The sequence below is a fragment of the Pelatocladus sp. BLCC-F211 genome (assembly GCF_041928655.1).
Taxonomy (GTDB): domain Bacteria; phylum Cyanobacteriota; class Cyanobacteriia; order Cyanobacteriales; family Nostocaceae; genus Pelatocladus.
The window spans coordinates 43,752-62,500 of record NZ_JBHFLM010000242.1; the positions used below are offsets into that span (position 1 = coordinate 43,752).

An 18,749-nucleotide genomic window follows, 5' to 3' on the forward strand; every position below is an offset into this window, starting at 1 on the left:
TTTTTTTGATTAACTGCTACTTATTTATGAATAGACTTTTGAGCAAGGATAGATTGATAAGCGGTGCTTAAATTTTGAGCGATCGCATTCCAAGAGTATCGATTATTTGCCAGATTTTGACCGTTTTTACCTAGTTGTTGCCGTAGTTCTGGAGATTTGAGCAATTGAGTGATCGCATTTGCTAGAGTATCCTCTTCTCCCTCTACAACTAGTCCAGCTCTGGCTTCGGCAATTTCCGGAGCTATTTGCACACCAGGAGTAACGATTACTGGCAATCCTACTGCCATAGCTTCTGCTACTGCTATGCCAAAGTTTTCAGAAAACGAAGGCAAGACAAAGATATCGCAGCCTTGGAGTAGTAATTGTTTATTATCACCCGTGACGAAACCAGTAAATGAAGTTTGAGAACTTAAACCAAGGGATGCTATTAAATTTTTTAGATCGTCAATATAGTCTGGCTCTCCTGAGCCAGCTAAGATGAGATGAAAATTATAATCTTGAGCAGCTAATTGACCGAGCGATCGCACCAGTAAATCGGGACGCTTTTTGTAGTGAAGGCGAGAAAGAAACAACACTACAGGTGTATCAGTGGGAATTTCGTAAAGATAGTGAAGCTTTTGCTTGGCATCTGGCAAATAAATTGGTTGATTTACTCCTAAAGGTAAGGTAATAGTAGGAGTCTTAATGCCAAAGTTACGAACATCTTCAGCTTCACTAGCTGAGGTGCAATGAATAGCAGCGGCATTGTTCAGATTATGTCGCTCGATTAGCAGACTATATAACTGTTTTTTCAAGCGGCTCTGAGTTAATCCCCAAGGAGCCAGCTGGCCTATTGTCCGGACTACATAAGGAACTCCTTGCCATCGAGCGAATATCCCAGCACAGGTAGAAGCATAGGAGAAAATATAGTGAGTTTCTATGAGGTCATAGTCTTTGACATGTTGCCAAAGCCATCGAGTCAAATCTGTAGAAAATATAAACCCTTTATCCGCACCTACAGAAAAGGCGAACCTTTGAATTTGTGGAGAAAACTTAGAGAAAAACCAAACTGGTACTCCTTCATACTCAATTCGTTGGTTAAAAGGAACATCTAGCACATATGGACCATTGTCGTTGATTGTGGCAATTTCAGTATCGACCCCACACTCTCGTAATGCCTTAACCATTGCTAAGACAGCTTTACTCGGACCACCTCGCTTAGGACCTATCGAGGGAATCACATGCAGAATTTTCATCGTGAAATAGTCCTCCACCAATGCTGGAGAATTGCTATGCTCCAGCGACGATACCAGGGTTTTAAGGGAATATTAGCAGGGCAATTAATCTCCTGGAAATAGTCCTGCCATTCTGCTTGCATCCAACGCTCATAAGGGAAAAAGAATCCTTGTTTGGGACGATTAACAATCCAGTCGGGTATTTCAGGAACAGCTTTAATCAGGAGTTGTTTGCCAGGAGCTAGACGCAAATTGCTAGGAATACAGGCAATTGTTTCTAGCAGGTTATGATCTACAAGAGGAACTCGCAACTCGAGTCCCCAAACCATGCTCATAACGTCACTATCTCTCAGTAACTGATTTCGCATGTAGTGGCTAATTTCCATGTAGCTAATTTCATCTTCCAAAGAAGGTGGACTATTACTTTCTATGTAAGGGCTGTTACGAGAGGGTAGTTCCCGGTCCGGAAAGTAAGACTTCACGATCTGACAAGCTTCCCAATGGGAGAAAATGCCTCGGAAACTGCGATATGCAACGACAGGACTGGGAAATTGCTGTAAAAAATCTCCTAACCGCCGAACCTGTGTTGACCTTCCCCAGCGTTCTAAGCCGATACCAATAGAAGCAACTAATGGTTTAAGTGGCTGCAACTGCTGACCGAAGTGAACCATTCGCGGCACTTTTTGAAACGATCTATAGCCACCAAACAGCTCATCGCCACCTAACCCGGATAACACAACTTTCATTCCGGATTTATGGGCAATCTGAGACACGCAAAATGTATTAAAGCCATCAATACTGGGCTGATCGATCGCAGCTAAATATTGGGGCAGTAGCGATCGCCCCATAGAAGCCGTGATTTTGTACTCAGTATGTTCGGTGTTAAATTTATTTGCTACCTTTTGAGCCAAGTCCCCCTCATTCCATTCTGATTCCTCAAAGGCTATGGAGTATGTATTTAATGAACCAGATTGAATTTGACGGGAAAGGGCAACAACGGCAGTAGAATCAATGCCGCCACTTAGGAAAACTCCTACCGGAACATCACTAACAAAGTGATGCTCAATTGAATCGAGGAGTGCTTTGCGAACCATTGTAATTGCCTCTGGGGCAGCTATCGATTCGGCTGCAAAGGCTATTTGCCAATACCGTGACTGGTGAACTTTTCCTGCTTGCCAAAACAACCAGTTTCCTGCTTCCAACATGCAAATATTTTCAATCAGTGTTAGAGGTTCAGGAACCGAGCCACTGGTCAAATAGCCATACAATCCTTCTTGACTTAAGCAAATTTTAGGAAGACCAGAGGCTAAAAGTGACCTTAATTCAGAGGCAAATATTAATGTTGAACCTGAGTGCCAGTAATAGAGAGGTTTGATACCCAGAGGATCGCGTGCTAGAAAGCAGGTTTTTTCTAGGTCATCCCAAATAGCAAAGGCAAACATTCCTCGCAGCTGTTTAACACAGTCTGTGCCAATGCGCTGATAGAGCTTGAGGATGACTTCGGTATCAGTTTGAGAGTAAAATTGTTCTCCTTGGGCTTCTAGTTCAGATCGTAACTGATGAAAATTGTATATTTCTCCATTAAATGTAATCCAGTAGCGTCCATCTGGTGTGGACATGGGTTGGTGTCCCGCAGGACTTAGATCCAAGATTGATAAACGAGTATGAGCAAAAGCTGCTTGACGATCTTTTGCAATGTACACTCCCTGATCGTCTGGTCCTCGATGCTGTAATGCTTTTTGCATCGACACAATCAAGTGTTCCAGATTATTTTGGTAGGATTCAGTTGTAAGAATGCCTGCAATACCGCACATTTATATATATTCAAAGTAGTGTTCTAGGTAACTGCCAAGAGTTTGTTGAAAACTTTTAAAGCCAAATCTCTCAATCACTTTCTGTCGGAGTAACTCTGGTTGATATAATATGGGATTTGGATACTGGCCCTGTAATATTTGAATTAGAGTTTGGGCGATCGCTTCTGTATTATCTGGATCGACAAGCGCCCCTAGTTCTCCATTACACAGTGCGTCTAGTGTTCCATCTCGATTACCTCCAAGTGTAGGCTTTCCACAGGCTAGTGCCTCTAAATACACGATACCAAACCCTTCACCTTTACTTGGCATTGCAAAGACATCACACAGATTATAGTGGTCGCTCAATTCTTCATCAGGGACGTACCCAGCTAAGGTTACACAGTCTTGGAGTTGAAGTTTGGAAATTAACTCTTCAATGCGTGATTGGTCATCTCCTTTACCTACTAGAAGATAATGAACATTAGGGATAGTTTGACGAATTTGGGGTAAAGCTGTCAGAATTTTGTCGTAGCCCTTGTACTGTTCTGATTTGGAAAGTCTAGCAACAGTGAGGATAATCGGTTGTTCAGCGTTCAACCCATATCTTTTGAGGAGGACAGAAGACTTAGTCTTTATTCTCAAACGATTGGCGTCGAATGTATTGGGTAAAACTAAAACTTGACCTGGGTTAAAGCCTTGCTTCAGGAGGCGATCGCGAGTGTAGTTGCTCACTGCTAAGATGCGATCGGCATTTTGGAGAGCAACCTTTAGAGTAGAAGGTTCAATATCCCAAGCTTCTATACCGTGGGCAACTGTCCAGTAAGGTATACCAGTTAGACGTTTCAGTAAATAGGCTGCAACTGTGAAGTTGAGATGAGAGGTGATAACCAGGTTAGGGCGTTGCCAAAACCCATGTCCTATTATTTGGGTGGCAAAGGCAAGTGTCCGTAAAGTTATATGCCAATTTCCTGCAACGTGAAATCTGGTATTTCTTATAAAAGAAGAATTTGGTGAACAGTAAGTATCGTGCTTGAGAAAAACATCATACTCAATATGAGGATATAAGCTCTGTAATGCTTCAAGTAAAAAGGCTGAGTAGACTTGTATTCCACCTTTAAATTCAAAAATATTAGGAAACCAAAGGTATAAATTTTGATATTTTTTTCGCTGTAATTGGCAATATCCCATATATAAATAATAACTTCAATACTTTGTTTTTGTTACTAATTAAATTATATAATAAATATTTTTATCTAATTTTTACTTAATATTTAGTTTAAATAAATTCTGTTGATATAAGAATCAAATTTATTTTTATCTAGGCAATACAATAAAGGTTTTTTAGGTGCATAAGGTAAAGGAAATAGGCTGTAAGTCACTGCAATAATCAAGCGATGGTTCTTGGTAGGAATAAGACTTCTGTGTAATACATAAGTATTTTCAAGCCAAGCCAAGCCAGCCTTACCAGTGAGTTTTATTAGGTTATCTGCAACAGGGAAATTAGTATTATTGATATCTAGGAATCTCTCTCTAAAAGGAAGCAACCACTTATGAGATTTTTTTATATATGCATGAGGAGCAGAATCTTCATCTACGTCAGTTAAATAGATAAATAACTTAATTTCTGACCAGTCATCTATATCTCTATGAAATTCATCTGGATTTGTAATGTCTCTTTTTTCTAAATTTGCCTTGAAATCAAAACCCTGCAATAGCCACCAAATTTGAATGAGAGAAATGGTTGGCTTTGCTCCAAATAAACATTCAATTGTAGTTAATATTTTCCAATTATTGACTAAATCCAATAGATGCGGTACATCAACAATATCTTCAGGCTTATAATAGCAGTGTAAGCAGGATTTAGGAACATATTCTGGAGAATTAAATCCTTCCTCTCCTGGATATTTAGGATCAAAACAAAACTTTGTAGCAAGATATGCTCGCATTTCTTTAATCTCGCTTTCTGTCACAAAGTTATCTAATATGAATAGTCCATCTTTTTGTAAGACTTGAATCATTTTTTGAATTTCTGTAGTAGTTTTAAGAATTGAGCTTTTTGGCAAAAAATAAGATAAAAAACGTGTGACAAATCTACGGTGATTAGGATTATAACTAATTCTTTGAATATAAAATAAAATCCATCGGTAATCTGTAATACCTTGTTTAATTAGTCGGATGTATCTGGCAAAATTTATTTTCATTGCCTAACCCTTTATTTATTAGATAATCAATGATTATGATAAGCATAATAATACTAGCTCATTCCTACTTAACTTATGCTCTTACTAATAATTAAGATAAGGTTATAAAATTTCAACAACTTGCTAATATCATTTTAATTTTACTGCCCAATTTCTTGCGATATAAATCCCAAGTTAACTGTTCAGCTTTACGACGCGCGGCTCTTCCCATTTCAGCTAATTCTTGCGGATGGCAGTAGCACCACTCTAATTTTTCCTTAAGAGCTTCTACATCCCGAATTTGGATAATAAAGCCTTCAACACCATCTGTAATAATATCAGGGCCAGCTGTGTTAGTTGTAGTAATTATAGGAATACCACAGGCCATTGCCTCTAAAAGTACCAATCCAAATCCTTCCAAGAGGGAAGGAAAAACTAAAACATTGGCACTACTGTAATATTCATTTAACGAAGCATGAGGGACTGATGGCACATAGCGAAAAATATCCCTGTATTGAGAAAGCCAATTTTTGGGAAATTCATTAATCCCAACTAATAATAACTCTGCCTCAGATAGTTGTAGCTCTTGCCAAGCTTTTAATAAGTAGTGAATTCCTTTTCCAGGGGCTACACGACCAACAAATAGGGTACGAAAAACTTGATCAGTTTTTGTTTGTGGTTGGAAATATTGAATCGGTGAACCATAGGGAATCACGCTGATTTTTTCTGGTTGTACACCTACATCCAAGAGTGATTTTCTAGTAAAAGAAGATGCTACAAATATATGGTCTGCTAATTGAATTTCTTGCTCCTTACGCTCGATTTTCCAAGTCGGTTCCTGAACTGCCTGCAATGCAGAAGCCAAATCTGGAAACTTATTAGCTTCTTGTGTTTGAATCTCTTGATTTTTGCGATAGAAGGGAATGGGCAAATCGTACAAACAAATAACACCGTGTTGTTTGGCAGCTTGGAATGTACTTGCAGCTCCATCTTCGTAAGCATAAACGGCAGTCAGAGATTCTAAATGGTACTTGGCAACATGGTCATCCAATGCAGCATATACCCAATCAACCAATTGTTGTTGTCTTAACCCTAAACGCTCACTCAGACCAGTTTTAACAAGTGCTATCTTGATTATTTCTCGCCAAGGATGGGTTCGCATTTGCACACTGTTGGGAGAAACCCATGTCCGCCGCCCTAATTCATCAGTTATACGCTTGCTGATGTTCTTGGGCAGTAGATTTAGGTAGCAGGACACAGAACTGTTTGGATCATAGGCAATCGTTGTAATCACTTCATAAAGTAAATTAGCTTCCGACAAAGCAAGTGCTGCTTCACGGGAATTTGGATTACCTGTAGGGTGAATCAGGGAAATATGCATTTTGTTGTAATAATTGCTGTTGTTGATACCAGTTTTCTACTTGCTCCAATTGAGGTAATAAGAATATAAAACCAGTAAAAAACCAGTAGTAAAGTGAAAAAGCATAGTTAAAAACCAATGGACCATTGAACTGAATAGCTTGAAATAGGAAAGCAGTAAGTGCTAATTGACGTAGGAATGGTCTTTGCAGATTTAAGTAAACATTCCAAAGAGCTATTGCAGTACTAGCTCTCAGTCCATACCAAAAAAGAAAACCAAAAGGACCTAATTCTAGAGTAACTCTGCCCAGTTCTGATTCATAAGCCACAGGAATTACTTCCCCAGGTGGTAACTTTAATATATTACGAAGCATTGGTGTTGCCTGATGCGTTGCTCCCGTACCGTAGCCATAAAGTCCTGTATACTTAATAAACTCAAGAGGTTCAAGGTAACTGCCCGAAACACGGCTTGACACATCTTGATTACCAGTTGTACGTAGCCAAAAAGCATCGATTGCGGGACGAAACCAGATAGAGGCAGCAATGACAACAATGATTGCTGGCACTAAAAACTTCTTGAACGAATGCAATGTACTTGTGGGTTTGCTAAGAAATTGAATGCCAAAATAACCTAATAACATTAAAACTTGAAGAAAAACAGTGCTGCGAGAGCCAGTCATTAACGAGTTAACTAACACCAATAGTAATTCAACAATAGTTAGCCAATGCCACAACTTTGACTGGTTTCTAAAAACCATCGGTATGGTTAAACCAAAGCAGGCTGCTAAGTATATTCCATAAGTACTAATGTAGGAAAAAGTGCCTGTAATCCGAACACTGTTATTATCTTCACTGCCAAATGTTGCTACACCTTGATCTGTACCAGGAGTATAAACGTTAAGAGGACTGGAAGCAGGGCTAAAGAACTGTACAATACCTAAAATACCAACAGGTATTAATAACAATAAATGCGATCGCAAGAATTTATATAGCTCTTCCTCTGATTGGAATAGATTGGGCAGCATCCAAATTAAAGGAATATAAAAGAGGTAAGCTTTTAATCCAAACAATGCAACTAGAGGTGAACCTAAACTGGGATTGAAAGACTCATATATACACCATACGGCAACAAAAATAATTAAAACTGTGACGATACGATTTTTAGTCAATAATGGTCTTTGAGAATTTGAGAAAACATAGTAACGAAGGTAAGCACCTAAAAGAACTAAATCTTTCAAAAAATAAATAAAATCACTCGCTTGAGGTAAAATCCATTTTCGTAGTACACCTTCAATAACTAGAATTAAAAAAACAGTTTTAACTGCACTACGCCAGTTGAGTCTTAAAAGATAATTTATATAAAATACAATTATACAAATAGGTATTATATAAAATAATATGTTCAATTTATTTGCCTTTTATAATCTATTTTTTCTTAACATAAGAACATTACTGACAAACAAGACTAAAAATTTTTAATATTTATGATTTTAATCTCTTAAGAGAGAGAAATTGATTTTATTACACAGTGTACGATTCTCTACTAAAGTCATAAAATACTTATGGCTTTTCATTACTCTAACATGCCGAAATAAGACTGCTAAGGGATTTGTACCTTTTGACATTAACCATATCATCCAGCCAATTGCTTTCAGCATACTGAATATTGATGTTAGATTGAGAAATTCATGAAGTGCAACACGGGCTTCATCTAGATTGCCATCGTACTCTTGTTGAATAGGAAAGTCATGGAATATGGGTAAATTTATCCCATGGATTCCACTAACTTGGTTTTTCCCTATTTGAATTCTTTCTAGAGAGCTAATCTCAATGTGCAATAAATCATGTAATGTGAGATGGCAACCTCTTACTTTGACAAAGTAATCTCCTACCTTAACAGATTCTTGTCCACGCCTACCAAGTAATTCCTTGAACGATGCTCCTATTGTAATTTCAGAAGGACATAGTAATAAAACTATAGAAAATACCATAATTTTCTATTATATAAAGTTATTTTACTAAAGAAATTGGCTGAATAGCTTGATCAAATACTTGTAAGTAGGCTTTTGCTACATCTGCTTGACGATGTCGGCAGAGGTGTAAGGCTGCTTTTTCTCGATACTGAACCAACTTACTATTATCAGTTAGTAAATTACTCAGCACTTGAGTCAAGGCTTGAACATCACCATTAGGAAAAGTAACCCCACAAGGACCAATTGCTTCTTTTAAACCTCCACCCTCTGAACCTACAACTACACAACCACAGGCAATACCTTCCAACGCCACAACTCCAAACGGTTCTTGCCAGCGAGATGGTACTACCAAAATTTGATGAGCATTTAATAATTTAGCTAATTCATTTTCGACTTTCACACCAACAAAATTTACTTGATTGACTATATCTAAGTCCTTAACATGTTGACGTAATTTAGATTCTTCTGGACCACTGCCTACTATAGTCAATTTGGGAGTAATTCCAATAGTTTTGAGATTAGCCAAAGCCTCTAATAATAAGTCTGCTCCCTTGTCAGAGACTAACCGTCCTAAGAAAACAAGTTCTTTGTCACGAGAAATTTCTGGTATATCGTAGAATATGTCTTCCCGATAAGGATTAGGAATAACTGTTGATGGGGTTGAGACGTGATCAGCAACAGCCTGACTAACTGAAATACCAGTAGCGAAGCGAATAGCAAAATGTTTTAAATGGTCTTGCCAGCCTAAATTGTTATCGGTGCGAGTGTACCAACCGTTGTGCGCTACAACCCAAGGTTTGCGACTAATAAGCAAGGGCCAAATTCCTTTGAGACTAATGTTGGGTTGGAAATAAACATCACACCAATTAGTTAGTTTTAATAGTTGATTGGGGCGAGGTTGCCGGATAACTTCAAAAGGGAAAATTTTTGAATCTGTTGCTGGTGTTTGGGAGACTAGTTTTACTTCATGCCCTTGATAGAAAAACTCGTGAGCTAGTATAGAGACAACAGTCTCTAGTCCACCTATACTTGGATAAAACACTGGGGAATAAATAAGTATATTCATCTAGTATTAACATCAGGTTATTTCATCTATTTAAATGAGGCTCTAATTTAGAATATTGAAATGTGATTTAACAATGAATTTGTAGGCTTAAAAAAGAAAATTTTTTAGAATATTTCAATCATTCATTCTTAATCAATCTTGACCATAAAGTGAATTCCATCCTCGCTTTTGCATACGCTTCATTGCACGAGATGGATCTGTTGTTGCCAAGTAACTAGGTGCTTCCCAATATTGTGAACAACCAACCCGATTCATCATTGGTGGCTGAAGCAGTGGTCCCCAAAATCCTTTGCAAATTCTGAATATAGTATATCCATTTTCTTCTAAAAATTTAGTTACATTACTAGGATAACTTGCATGTTCTTCAAAAACAATGTCGCGAATTTGCTGTTGATTTATTAACTTCCTAGCACCTTTTAGTACTTCTAATTCGTGGCCTTCAACATCAATTTTAATAACACTTATATTTTCTATATTTTGATGATTTTTTATGAATTCATCGAGAGAGTTTAATGTCACTGTATATGTTGGTGAAGAATTGTCATGATTATAAATGCAAGCGTCATTTGACAATGGAAAAAGTGCAGCTGTTCCCCTGTTTTCTAGAAAATCGGCAGGAATTTTGAGTACTCCATCACCCGATTTGTTTGACAATGCTATTCTGTAGGTATTTATTTGATGCCATCCCATACTAGCTTGCCAAATTCTAATATTTTCAGTTAACTCTTCATATACTTCTGGATGTGGCTCAAAACAATAAACGCTACCTGTTTCTCCTACTTGTTTTGCCATAATACTGGTCATATAACCAATATTGCTACCAATGTCGATAGTGGTTTCACCTCGATCAATCAATCTCCAAAGTACTTCTGTTACACTCAAGTCATAGATTCCTATTAACCATATTGACCGTCCAATTTGCTCATGTGGACGAATTCTAATTTTAATATTCCAAGGGAGTAGTACATTTTCAAACTCATTTTCGCCACTGTCAAACGAATGCATAATACGACGATATATTTGAATTGGTCTCAAAATATATTCTGGTCTTCGTAAATAACTGATTAATTTCATATTGATTTTTTTTAGTTGATTTATTCTTATTGTTTTCATCCTATTTATGATTACTGTAAAATTTTTTAAACTTTCCTATCACAAGTTTTTTCTAGAGCTTGCACTAGACATTCTATATTTTGGTAAGGCGACCAAGTCTCCATACGTTTAGCAGCAGCAGTACTCATCTTTTTCAAATTCTCAGGATCGGTAAGAAGTCTTTGGAAAATTTCTGCTAAAGCATCTACGTCACCACAGGAATAAACAAGTCCTGTTTCACCATTTTCGACAAGATCGTAGCGAGCGCCGACGCGATCGCTCACTACCACAGGACAACCACAGAGCATCGCCTCATTTACAACAACACCAAAAGGTTCGTACTCTGATGGAAAAACGAACAAATCAGCAGAGCGATAAACTGAGGGTAACTGAGACTGATTGACAAAACCAAGGAACCTGACTCGCTCTGCTACGCCTAAAGATTTCGCTTCTGCTTCTAATTCTGACCGCAATGGACCTTCACCAGCAAATACTAGATAGCTCTCTAAGACATTTGCTTTGGCAAATGCTCGTAAAGCATCCTGTGGACGTTTCCACGGTTGAAGTTTAGCGCAGAAAAGTATAACTGGGGCATTTTCTGGAATATTCCACTCCTGGCGCACAACAGTTCTATTTACCTGTTTTGCTTGAGCTATCCACCATTCATTATCAACAACATAAGGAGTCAGTTGTATCCTTTGTTCGGGAATCCCCAAAGAATGAATGAATTTGACACCTCCAGATGAGGGGACAATAACAGTATCTGCAAGACCAAAGATCCAAGGTAATAGTAACTTTTTCAGATGGACTTTCCAGCCTGAGCCATCTCTGGGACTTAACTCATGAGCATCTGTACCAAATAGTAAAGCAGTTCCACTGATTTTTGCTGCTGCTGCTGCAATCCAAAAAGTTGCATAGGCATAGCCTGTGTAGGCGACTACAGCATCAAATCCGCCAGTGCGTATTTTTTCCCATAAATCTAAATTGATTAGTCCGAAAAAGCTATGTAAGCCACATTTCGGAGATTGATTAGGAATTTGAATCCAGGGATAGCCATCCAAAAGTGGTATATCCCATTTTACTTCTATACCAAATTCTGAATCTACTCCTGCTTCAGCGCCTTGTAAACTACAATAAGCTACTAGAATATCCAGCTTTGGATGTTGTGCCATTAACCGAAAAAGTGGGGCAGAATACTGAACAGGATGAGAAGCTACAAATAAAACTTTATATTTACGATCATTCATTGTTTTAGTCCTCCTCAGACTAGTGGCGATCGCCCCCAGCAACATAATGAAAGAAGCACATTTTTCTGGAGTTCTAAAACCCTTGCTGTATCAGGATTATAAAATGTGCATCTTAATAATCATCTCAATTTGGAGTAGCAATCACATTGTAACCATTACCAATAAGTGACCAATTAATATTATTATATAAGTTAGTTTTATAATTAAATCGCTCCAAAATTTCTAACGTTTTATGTGTTGATTCTATATAATCGCCACCCATTTCTATATAAATAAAAGGCCTGTAAGTTTTTATCAACTTTTCTGCTCCTAAAAGAACATATGGTTCAAAACCTTCAGTATCTATTTTCAAAAAATTAATTCCATACTTATTGAGCTTTTCCACATTATCTAAAGGAACAATCTCTACAATTTCTGTATTGCTAGTACTCGATTCTTTCAAAAGAGAACTATTCCCGCTAGAATTATTCACTTTGTTTAATTTCAATTTGCATGATTGTTCTCCACATCCAAAATTGAAAGGAATAGCTTGACTTAAATTATTCAATTTAATTGTCTTAATTAACTTCTCATAAATATATTTTGAAGGTTCAAAACAGAAAACTTTACCCCTTTCTCCAACTATTGAGGAAAACATGGTAGTAGTAAATCCCATATTTGCACCAACATCAACAACCGTATCTTCTTTTTTTATATATTTCAAAAATATTGGCATTTCATTTGCGTAATATTTTAGACAATTTTGGTGATAATAAATTTCTTGAGCATCACCGTCATCTGTAAATATTAATTTTATCCAAGAATAGTCTACATAGTTAATTCCATCAAACTCTAATCTTTCTTTTCTTAATTTTCTTAGACAAGAGGTGTACGATAAACTTCTTTCAGCTTTTTTTATTAATCTTGTAACTAAATTCATACTTCACCTTATAAAAATAGTTTGACAACCTTGTAAACTACAGTAAGCTACTAAAATATCCAGGTTTAGATGTTGTGCCATCAACCGGAAAAATGGGGCAGAATACCGAACAGGATGAGAAGCTACAAATCAAACTTTATATTTGCGAGTAGGCAGTTAGCAAAAACTTTGGCTTGTGCAGACAGGTTGTGAGTTTGATACCAGGTATAGGCATTATCAGCAATTTCCTGCCCCACATCCAGGTATAACTGCCTACTTTGATCACCAGTAGACCAATAATGCTTACCACCTTGGAGGCCATCAATCGGAACCGTGCTGGAAGAAACCATGCAAGGAATCAGCTTGTGAGCACAATAAGCAGCGAAAATAGTTGATTTTGCTAAATATGTTGGTGGGGGAACATTTAAAAAACCTGCGATCGAATCGAGCAGAATTTTGCTCACCTGTGTTGCTTCAACCACGCCCTTTTCCACGATTGGAATACCATTAATTTCAGATAGCCCTAAACCAGTAGAAACGCCAATATCACATATTTCTATGATTTTCAGACTCTGGCAGATTTGCTCCAAAGCTTTGTGACATTGCTGATAAACTTGTGTTCTGCTGTTACGATGTCCAAACACCACGAGTCGGCGAGTACGTTTTGCTAGGGGTAGGAGATACTCTGGTTCACCAATATTAGAAAAAACAGGGACTGAAGTAATAGAGTTTTGTTTAACCCGTGCTAGTTTATATAGAGTTTCGGCATAACTTACTTTGCTAGTCAGGCTGCGATCGCTTAATTTAAGCAACCGACCTGCCAAATTTTGCTGCAAGGGAGATAACCAGAAAGCACTCGTCCAAGGTGATCCAGAAGCATACACTTCATGGAACATTGTTACTAACTGGGAGTTGGGATGTTTAGCTTTCCAACGTTCTAAACCTTGAACCAACCAAACCGGACAGCCTTTCTTGGCATACCCATAGCCTACATAATGTAGTAAAATCGGGACTGTGGACGCTGAAATTGATTGATTACTGTCAGAAGATAATAGAGATAGCAATGCTTCAGCAGAGTCAGTATCCACTTTTTGGATAGAAAAATCTTCGATTGCAGTATCACCCTGCCAGTTGCGATCGCCAACAATAAAGGTTGTTTCTATTTCGTAATCTTTCCGTAACTGACGCGCTAAATTCAGAGCATAATCCCCTAAACCATTAATAAATGGTGGTAATTGAGGAACAATTTGAATAATTTTAAGGTGCTGATTTATTTCCTTCACTTACTACCTTATATATCTTGAGAAAATTACTTTATTGATTAAATATTGAGCCTTGTTAAAACTAATCAATTAGTGAAGTTTTTAGTGACAATCATCAAAAAATGTTGTCAATTTTATAAATTTTCCCTAATTTTTTAAATTTTGTTTAACTGGCTGGTTTTAACTCAATAGGTTTTCTCAACACAAGTCCTCTTATGATTACTTTGCAGTGCCAAATAGTAAGACCAGTTCTAGAGCGAAGAGCAGCTAAAATGATTCTTATGCAAGCTAATAGTACTTTTCCCCATTTATCTTTAAGCAAAGCAGCTTCCATTTCGTCATAATATGCAATAGCGCGATAATCTCTACTAATTTTTTCTAAGGTATATGAATCAACCCAGAAAGGAGGGTTTTGTGACATTGATAGAAGTTGGTCAGCTAAAGTATGCGTTACTCTAGCTAAATAAGAATATTGAGCATCTGGTTGTTTATAATTTGTCATGTTATTTCCATGAAAACGATAAAAACTCAAAGGTTGAGATATTTCAATGCCATGTCCTGCTGATTTAAGAGGGTGAAAAAAAATCTCGTTTTGGATAGGTAGAAGAGATAGTGCAGCAGTACGATTAATACACAAAGTACTTGTATTGCCACCTCCATGAACTGTAGAGTTTATGAGCTTACCATCTGAATCGATAAAATACTTTGTATGTTCTATATATAAATAACCTTTTTGCATGAATGGAAGGAGAGTTAATATTTTGTTCGTGTCAAAATAGTCATCCGCATCTAACAAACAAACATAGTCTCCCGATGCCTCAGCAATAGCTTTATCTAAGCTAGCACCAAACCCTTGATTTTCTGAACGTAATACTCTAATACGACCTTGATAATCCTGGCAAACTTCAGGAGTTTCATCAGTTGATCCATCATCAATAACTAAGACTTCAAGCTCGTAGTCACCTGGTTTTTGACTTAGGCAACTCTCAATAGCTTGAGCTAAGAAACGACCGTAGTTATAGCAAAGAATTGAACAAGTAACTTTCATCTATTTGAATCTCAGTTAGCCAGATAAATAAGTACTTTTAGTGAGCTACTATTTAAGCGTTTGAGCGCTATTTTTTTTGAACTTCGATCTTATCCGCGTGATTAGTGTGATATAAAAAGGTTCTGGAGTGATTGACAAATTGTATATCTTTACTTTAATTTGCGGATGATGATTAAGTATGTTCTCAAAAATATTGCTTAGTTTTTTTGAGAAACTTTTATAAATTTTTTCTACAGGTTTTTTCAAAAATGCTGTCACACTATCAGAACGAGTTTCTATTGTTTTCAATACTTCAAATTCTGAATTAATTGCCTTCTTCAATGATTCTGCGAAATCAATCTGTTTACAGAACTCAAGCATAATACAAACATTATCAAGCCAATTATTGAAGCTTCTGTTAGGCAATTGTTGAACACTGAGGCGACAATTTGAACTGTCGCTATTAGGTATAGTAATTTGCTGCCCTGGATTTTCTAGAACATTAATAACCCAACGAGTACGATTCAGTTCAGGATGGCTAAGTGATGGAAATTGATTAGAACGTTTTATCGCTTCATTTAATTTCCCTTGACACAGAAGAGAAATAATAAAATATGCCCAATCAACAGGATCAGGATCTAAGGCTCTACCAAATACAAGATTCCATTGAATGGGTTGAGTAACCCATTCCAGTGCTGCTGTCACATCTCCTTGATAGAGTTTACATATTGCTAGGCGTAATTTTGGTTCAGGCATTACAGGGCTATATTTTAGGCATTGAAGATATAAGGCTTCTGCTTCATCATATTTACCTGCTAAAAGTTTTTCATCTCCTTGGCGTAGCAATATCCGATCTAGCCCATTACCAATGATATGTGAATTTTGAATTCCTGATGATTCTTCTGTAATGATAAGCGATCCAAAAATACTTTTCTGAACAATTTTTTGACCTGGCTTTAGTATTTTATTAAGATTAAACCATTGGAAGATTTGATCCCTTTGTTTTAATGTGTGGTGTGAGTGAACAAGTTGATAACCTGCATTGGTAATTTTCTTTAGTTCTTCTGGGTTTTGAAACAAGTAATCGAGTTTATCTAATACATCGTTTTCATCGGCAAAGACGCAATTTTGCATATCAACAAAGCCTGCGGCTTCCAGAGCTGGAGTTTTTTCTGTGATCAGACAGGATTTACACGCCGGAATCTCAAAATGCTTACGTACAATTTCCTTTGCCATTGCGCCGCAAGTTGGCACAAACCAAGAGGCGTTTAGTATACGAGCATATTGCTCACCGTAAATCATTCGTGATGCTTTGCGTGCTTCATATCCTAAATGTGGACTAATTAATGATGGATAATTTTCAGATATGATTTTGTAAACTTTTTGCCGCCAAGAATAGAGTAATGTTTCTGTACCAGTAAAACTTCCAGGTAAATAAACTGGTATAATTTTTGACTCCCTATAATCTTTATAGAGTTCAGGATCTATACAGTTAAGCCAGGTAAATAAATTTTTGCTAAACTCTGGTGGCATGTACTCAGCCAAAGGAGCAGACATTGTAAAAAATGTTGTTATGCCCCAATGCTCCATATCAGAAATAAAGCTTGAACGAGAACCACACCAAGAATCGCCGTTATAGAAACCTAGTTTAGGTATCTCTGGGTAAACATGAGTATTTTTAATAATTCGACTTTTAGCTACAGCAAAACCACTTTCAAACAGTGTTATGTCTGGTTGGTACTTGTCACAAATCTGCTGATAATCACAATCTTCATGAATAACAATCACGTCAAAAAACTCTGATAGGCACTGGACGTGTTGTTGCTTGTGCAAAAGCACAAATTTAGCTCTATCTTCATGTATATATTGAAAAAATACTAGTTTTGGCTTATTTTTTTGTGCAATTTCATTCATTTTCTAACTCCTGCTTATTCCTTCCACCAAAAAGCGTTATACCATTTAATCGTTTTCAGCGAATATAAAGCATGTAGGGACCATAAGGTGGAATTATAAACTGCTTAACTTTTTCATTTATATAATCATTTTTAGCACTATTAACAAGAGTTTTTTGATATCGGAGACCCGCTTCTTCTATTAGAGAAATCATCTCAGGTGTAATATTTTGGGGAACAATAGCATAGTCAACAGAAGACAACAACTGTCGGAACTTAACATCATTACCCTGTTGTAAATCTTCAGATCGCCTATCAAATGGGAATCCAAATGGGAGAAACATTTTCCAACCCAATGAACGACCCACATAATAAAATGGAAATACGTCTAAATAAACTTTGTGTGAACCTGTACCTATTGATGAGATGCCAGCGTTGTAGATAAGCTGAGGGTTTCTACCTTCTTTTTGACTCAGTACCATTACTGGGCGAACAACTAATGATAAAACGATAGACCAAGTTAGTAGAAGTATCAAAAGGCTAGAAGCTATTCGACGATGGATTTTTGTCTGACGTTTCTGTTCAAAATATTGGAATATTCCACCAAATAGACATAAAATATATGGTGATAAATAAATAACACGAAGTGCGTAACTTCTTGTAATCACAATAAATACAAGTAAAAAGAGTGTAGTAAGTCTTAATTTATTTTCATGTGAAAAAATAAATCCAATTAGGACAATTATCGGTAGTAATGGGTTAAATTTATAGATGAACAGCGTGTTCTTCAGTGCAGATATAATTTCTGTTTCTGTGTTCAGTCTCTTGTCAGCACTTCCGATCAGTTGCAAATCACTTAATATCCTTGTTATATGCCACCATATAGGAATAACTAATAAGATTGCTGTTATCCCTGCTCCTACTGCAAAGAGAATTATTTGTGACAAGCTAGTTTTCCAGTCTTTGCTAACTGTTTGTACTCTCTGAATTAATTCAACTAATTCAACTATTACCAGTGGATATAGGAGAACAGCTGATGGCCAAACAAAAATGTTTGCAGCAGTCAGACTTCCTGCTAGAGTTACTAGCCATATTGATCTTTGGCCATTCTGGATTCTTTCCATTGCCAGTCTTAGCATCCAGCAAGAAGCAAAACATAATGCAAAAACCCAACAGTCAACACGAGCGCCACGGTAGCTTTGTACAAACAATGGCTCTAGCAGAAAAATTAAGGCTAATATCCATGCTACTCTCTTGGGGGTTTTGCGTGATAATAACCATCCCAAGAATGCTGTAGCCGCAATAATTGCTCCTAGAAGCGAAGCTAGTCTAGGTCCAACCATTGAGAGATTGCTAGCTCTAAAAGCCAGTTCTTGTAATATTACTCCAAGGTAAGAGAACAAATAGATTGGTTTATTTGTTAGTACAGACCAGTTCAGTGACCAATCACTCTGTGGCTCAAGAGTGAGCCTACCATATTCAATTATTTGAACCTCATCTTGCCAGATTGGCAGGGAAATAGTTAGGGTCAGCAAATGCACGACAAATACTATAACGATTGCGATAGACCATGCAATCCAAAAGCGATAATTTGGTAATCTGGTACGATCTTTCCAGGAATTAGATGATAGAAACATACAGGTTTGTAGAAGTAATACCGAGTTTTTCAACTTTGGCAAATGGCATTGCCTATTAGCAAGATAAAGCTGTTTTTAATTTCTATCCATTATTATGAAAAGCAGGAAA

General features: G+C 37.1%; 15 protein-coding genes. All 15 read right to left on the reverse strand.

The features are described from left to right. Nucleotides 1-20: 20 nt before the first annotated feature. Nucleotides 21-1,235, reverse strand: coding sequence for a glycosyltransferase (locus ACE1AT_RS28815; RefSeq protein ID WP_374874567.1), 1,215 nt, complete (start codon nucleotides 1,233-1,235; stop codon nucleotides 21-23). Then, the gene (asnB, locus tag ACE1AT_RS28820; RefSeq protein WP_374874568.1) at nucleotides 1,232-3,028 is read right to left on the reverse strand and encodes an asparagine synthase (glutamine-hydrolyzing); all 1,797 of its coding nucleotides are present in this window, start codon (nucleotides 3,026-3,028) and stop codon (nucleotides 1,232-1,234) included. The genes ACE1AT_RS28815 and asnB overlap by 4 nt, the downstream gene beginning before the upstream one ends. After that, the gene (locus ACE1AT_RS28825) at nucleotides 3,029-4,195 is read right to left on the reverse strand and encodes a glycosyltransferase (RefSeq protein WP_374874569.1); all 1,167 of its coding nucleotides are present in this window, start codon (nucleotides 4,193-4,195) and stop codon (nucleotides 3,029-3,031) included. It lies immediately after the preceding gene. Nucleotides 4,196-4,278: 83 nt separating this feature from the next. Beyond that, complete coding sequence (locus ACE1AT_RS28830; protein ID WP_374874570.1) at nucleotides 4,279-5,208, reverse strand: hypothetical protein; 930 nt, start codon at nucleotides 5,206-5,208, stop codon at nucleotides 4,279-4,281. Nucleotides 5,209-5,320: 112 nt separating this feature from the next. After that, nucleotides 5,321-6,568 (reverse strand): glycosyltransferase family 4 protein, encoded by a 1,248-nt coding sequence (locus ACE1AT_RS28835; RefSeq protein ID WP_374874571.1) that lies wholly within the window; start codon nucleotides 6,566-6,568, stop codon nucleotides 5,321-5,323. Further along, a complete protein-coding gene (locus ACE1AT_RS28840) occupies nucleotides 6,537-7,715 on the reverse strand; it encodes a hypothetical protein (RefSeq protein ID WP_374874572.1) in 1,179 nt (392 codons plus the stop codon). Before ACE1AT_RS28840 ends, ACE1AT_RS28835 begins: the two co-directional genes overlap by 32 nt. A gap of 321 nt (nucleotides 7,716-8,036) precedes the next feature. Continuing rightward, a complete protein-coding gene (locus ACE1AT_RS28845) occupies nucleotides 8,037-8,537 on the reverse strand; it encodes a hypothetical protein (protein WP_374874573.1) in 501 nt (166 codons plus the stop codon). Between the two features lie 19 nt (nucleotides 8,538-8,556). Next, nucleotides 8,557-9,585: a glycosyltransferase family 4 protein gene (locus ACE1AT_RS28850; protein WP_374874574.1), complete on the reverse strand. Its 1,029-nt coding sequence runs from the start codon at nucleotides 9,583-9,585 to the stop codon at nucleotides 8,557-8,559. 132 nt (nucleotides 9,586-9,717) lie between these two features. After that, nucleotides 9,718-10,698: an FkbM family methyltransferase gene (locus tag ACE1AT_RS28855; RefSeq protein ID WP_374874575.1), complete on the reverse strand. Its 981-nt coding sequence runs from the start codon at nucleotides 10,696-10,698 to the stop codon at nucleotides 9,718-9,720. A 26-nt stretch (nucleotides 10,699-10,724) separates the two neighbouring features. Continuing rightward, nucleotides 10,725-11,924 (reverse strand): glycosyltransferase family 4 protein, encoded by a 1,200-nt coding sequence (locus ACE1AT_RS28860; protein ID WP_374874576.1) that lies wholly within the window; start codon nucleotides 11,922-11,924, stop codon nucleotides 10,725-10,727. 124 nt (nucleotides 11,925-12,048) lie between these two features. Further along, nucleotides 12,049-12,843, reverse strand: coding sequence for an FkbM family methyltransferase (locus ACE1AT_RS28865; RefSeq protein WP_374874577.1), 795 nt, complete (start codon nucleotides 12,841-12,843; stop codon nucleotides 12,049-12,051). Nucleotides 12,844-12,965: 122 nt separating this feature from the next. After that, nucleotides 12,966-14,105 carry a glycosyltransferase family 1 protein gene (locus ACE1AT_RS28870; RefSeq protein ID WP_374874578.1) on the reverse strand — a complete coding sequence of 380 codons (1,140 nt, stop codon included), beginning with the start codon at nucleotides 14,103-14,105 and terminating at the stop codon, nucleotides 12,966-12,968. A gap of 145 nt (nucleotides 14,106-14,250) precedes the next feature. Next, nucleotides 14,251-15,132, reverse strand: coding sequence for a glycosyltransferase family 2 protein (locus ACE1AT_RS28875; RefSeq protein WP_374874579.1), 882 nt, complete (start codon nucleotides 15,130-15,132; stop codon nucleotides 14,251-14,253). Nucleotides 15,133-15,180: 48 nt separating this feature from the next. Further along, nucleotides 15,181-17,025, reverse strand: coding sequence for a glycosyltransferase (locus ACE1AT_RS28880; protein ID WP_374874580.1), 1,845 nt, complete (start codon nucleotides 17,023-17,025; stop codon nucleotides 15,181-15,183). Nucleotides 17,026-17,080: 55 nt separating this feature from the next. Further along, complete coding sequence (locus ACE1AT_RS28885) at nucleotides 17,081-18,640, reverse strand: hypothetical protein (RefSeq protein WP_374874581.1); 1,560 nt, start codon at nucleotides 18,638-18,640, stop codon at nucleotides 17,081-17,083. Between the last annotated feature and the right edge of the window lie 109 nt (nucleotides 18,641-18,749).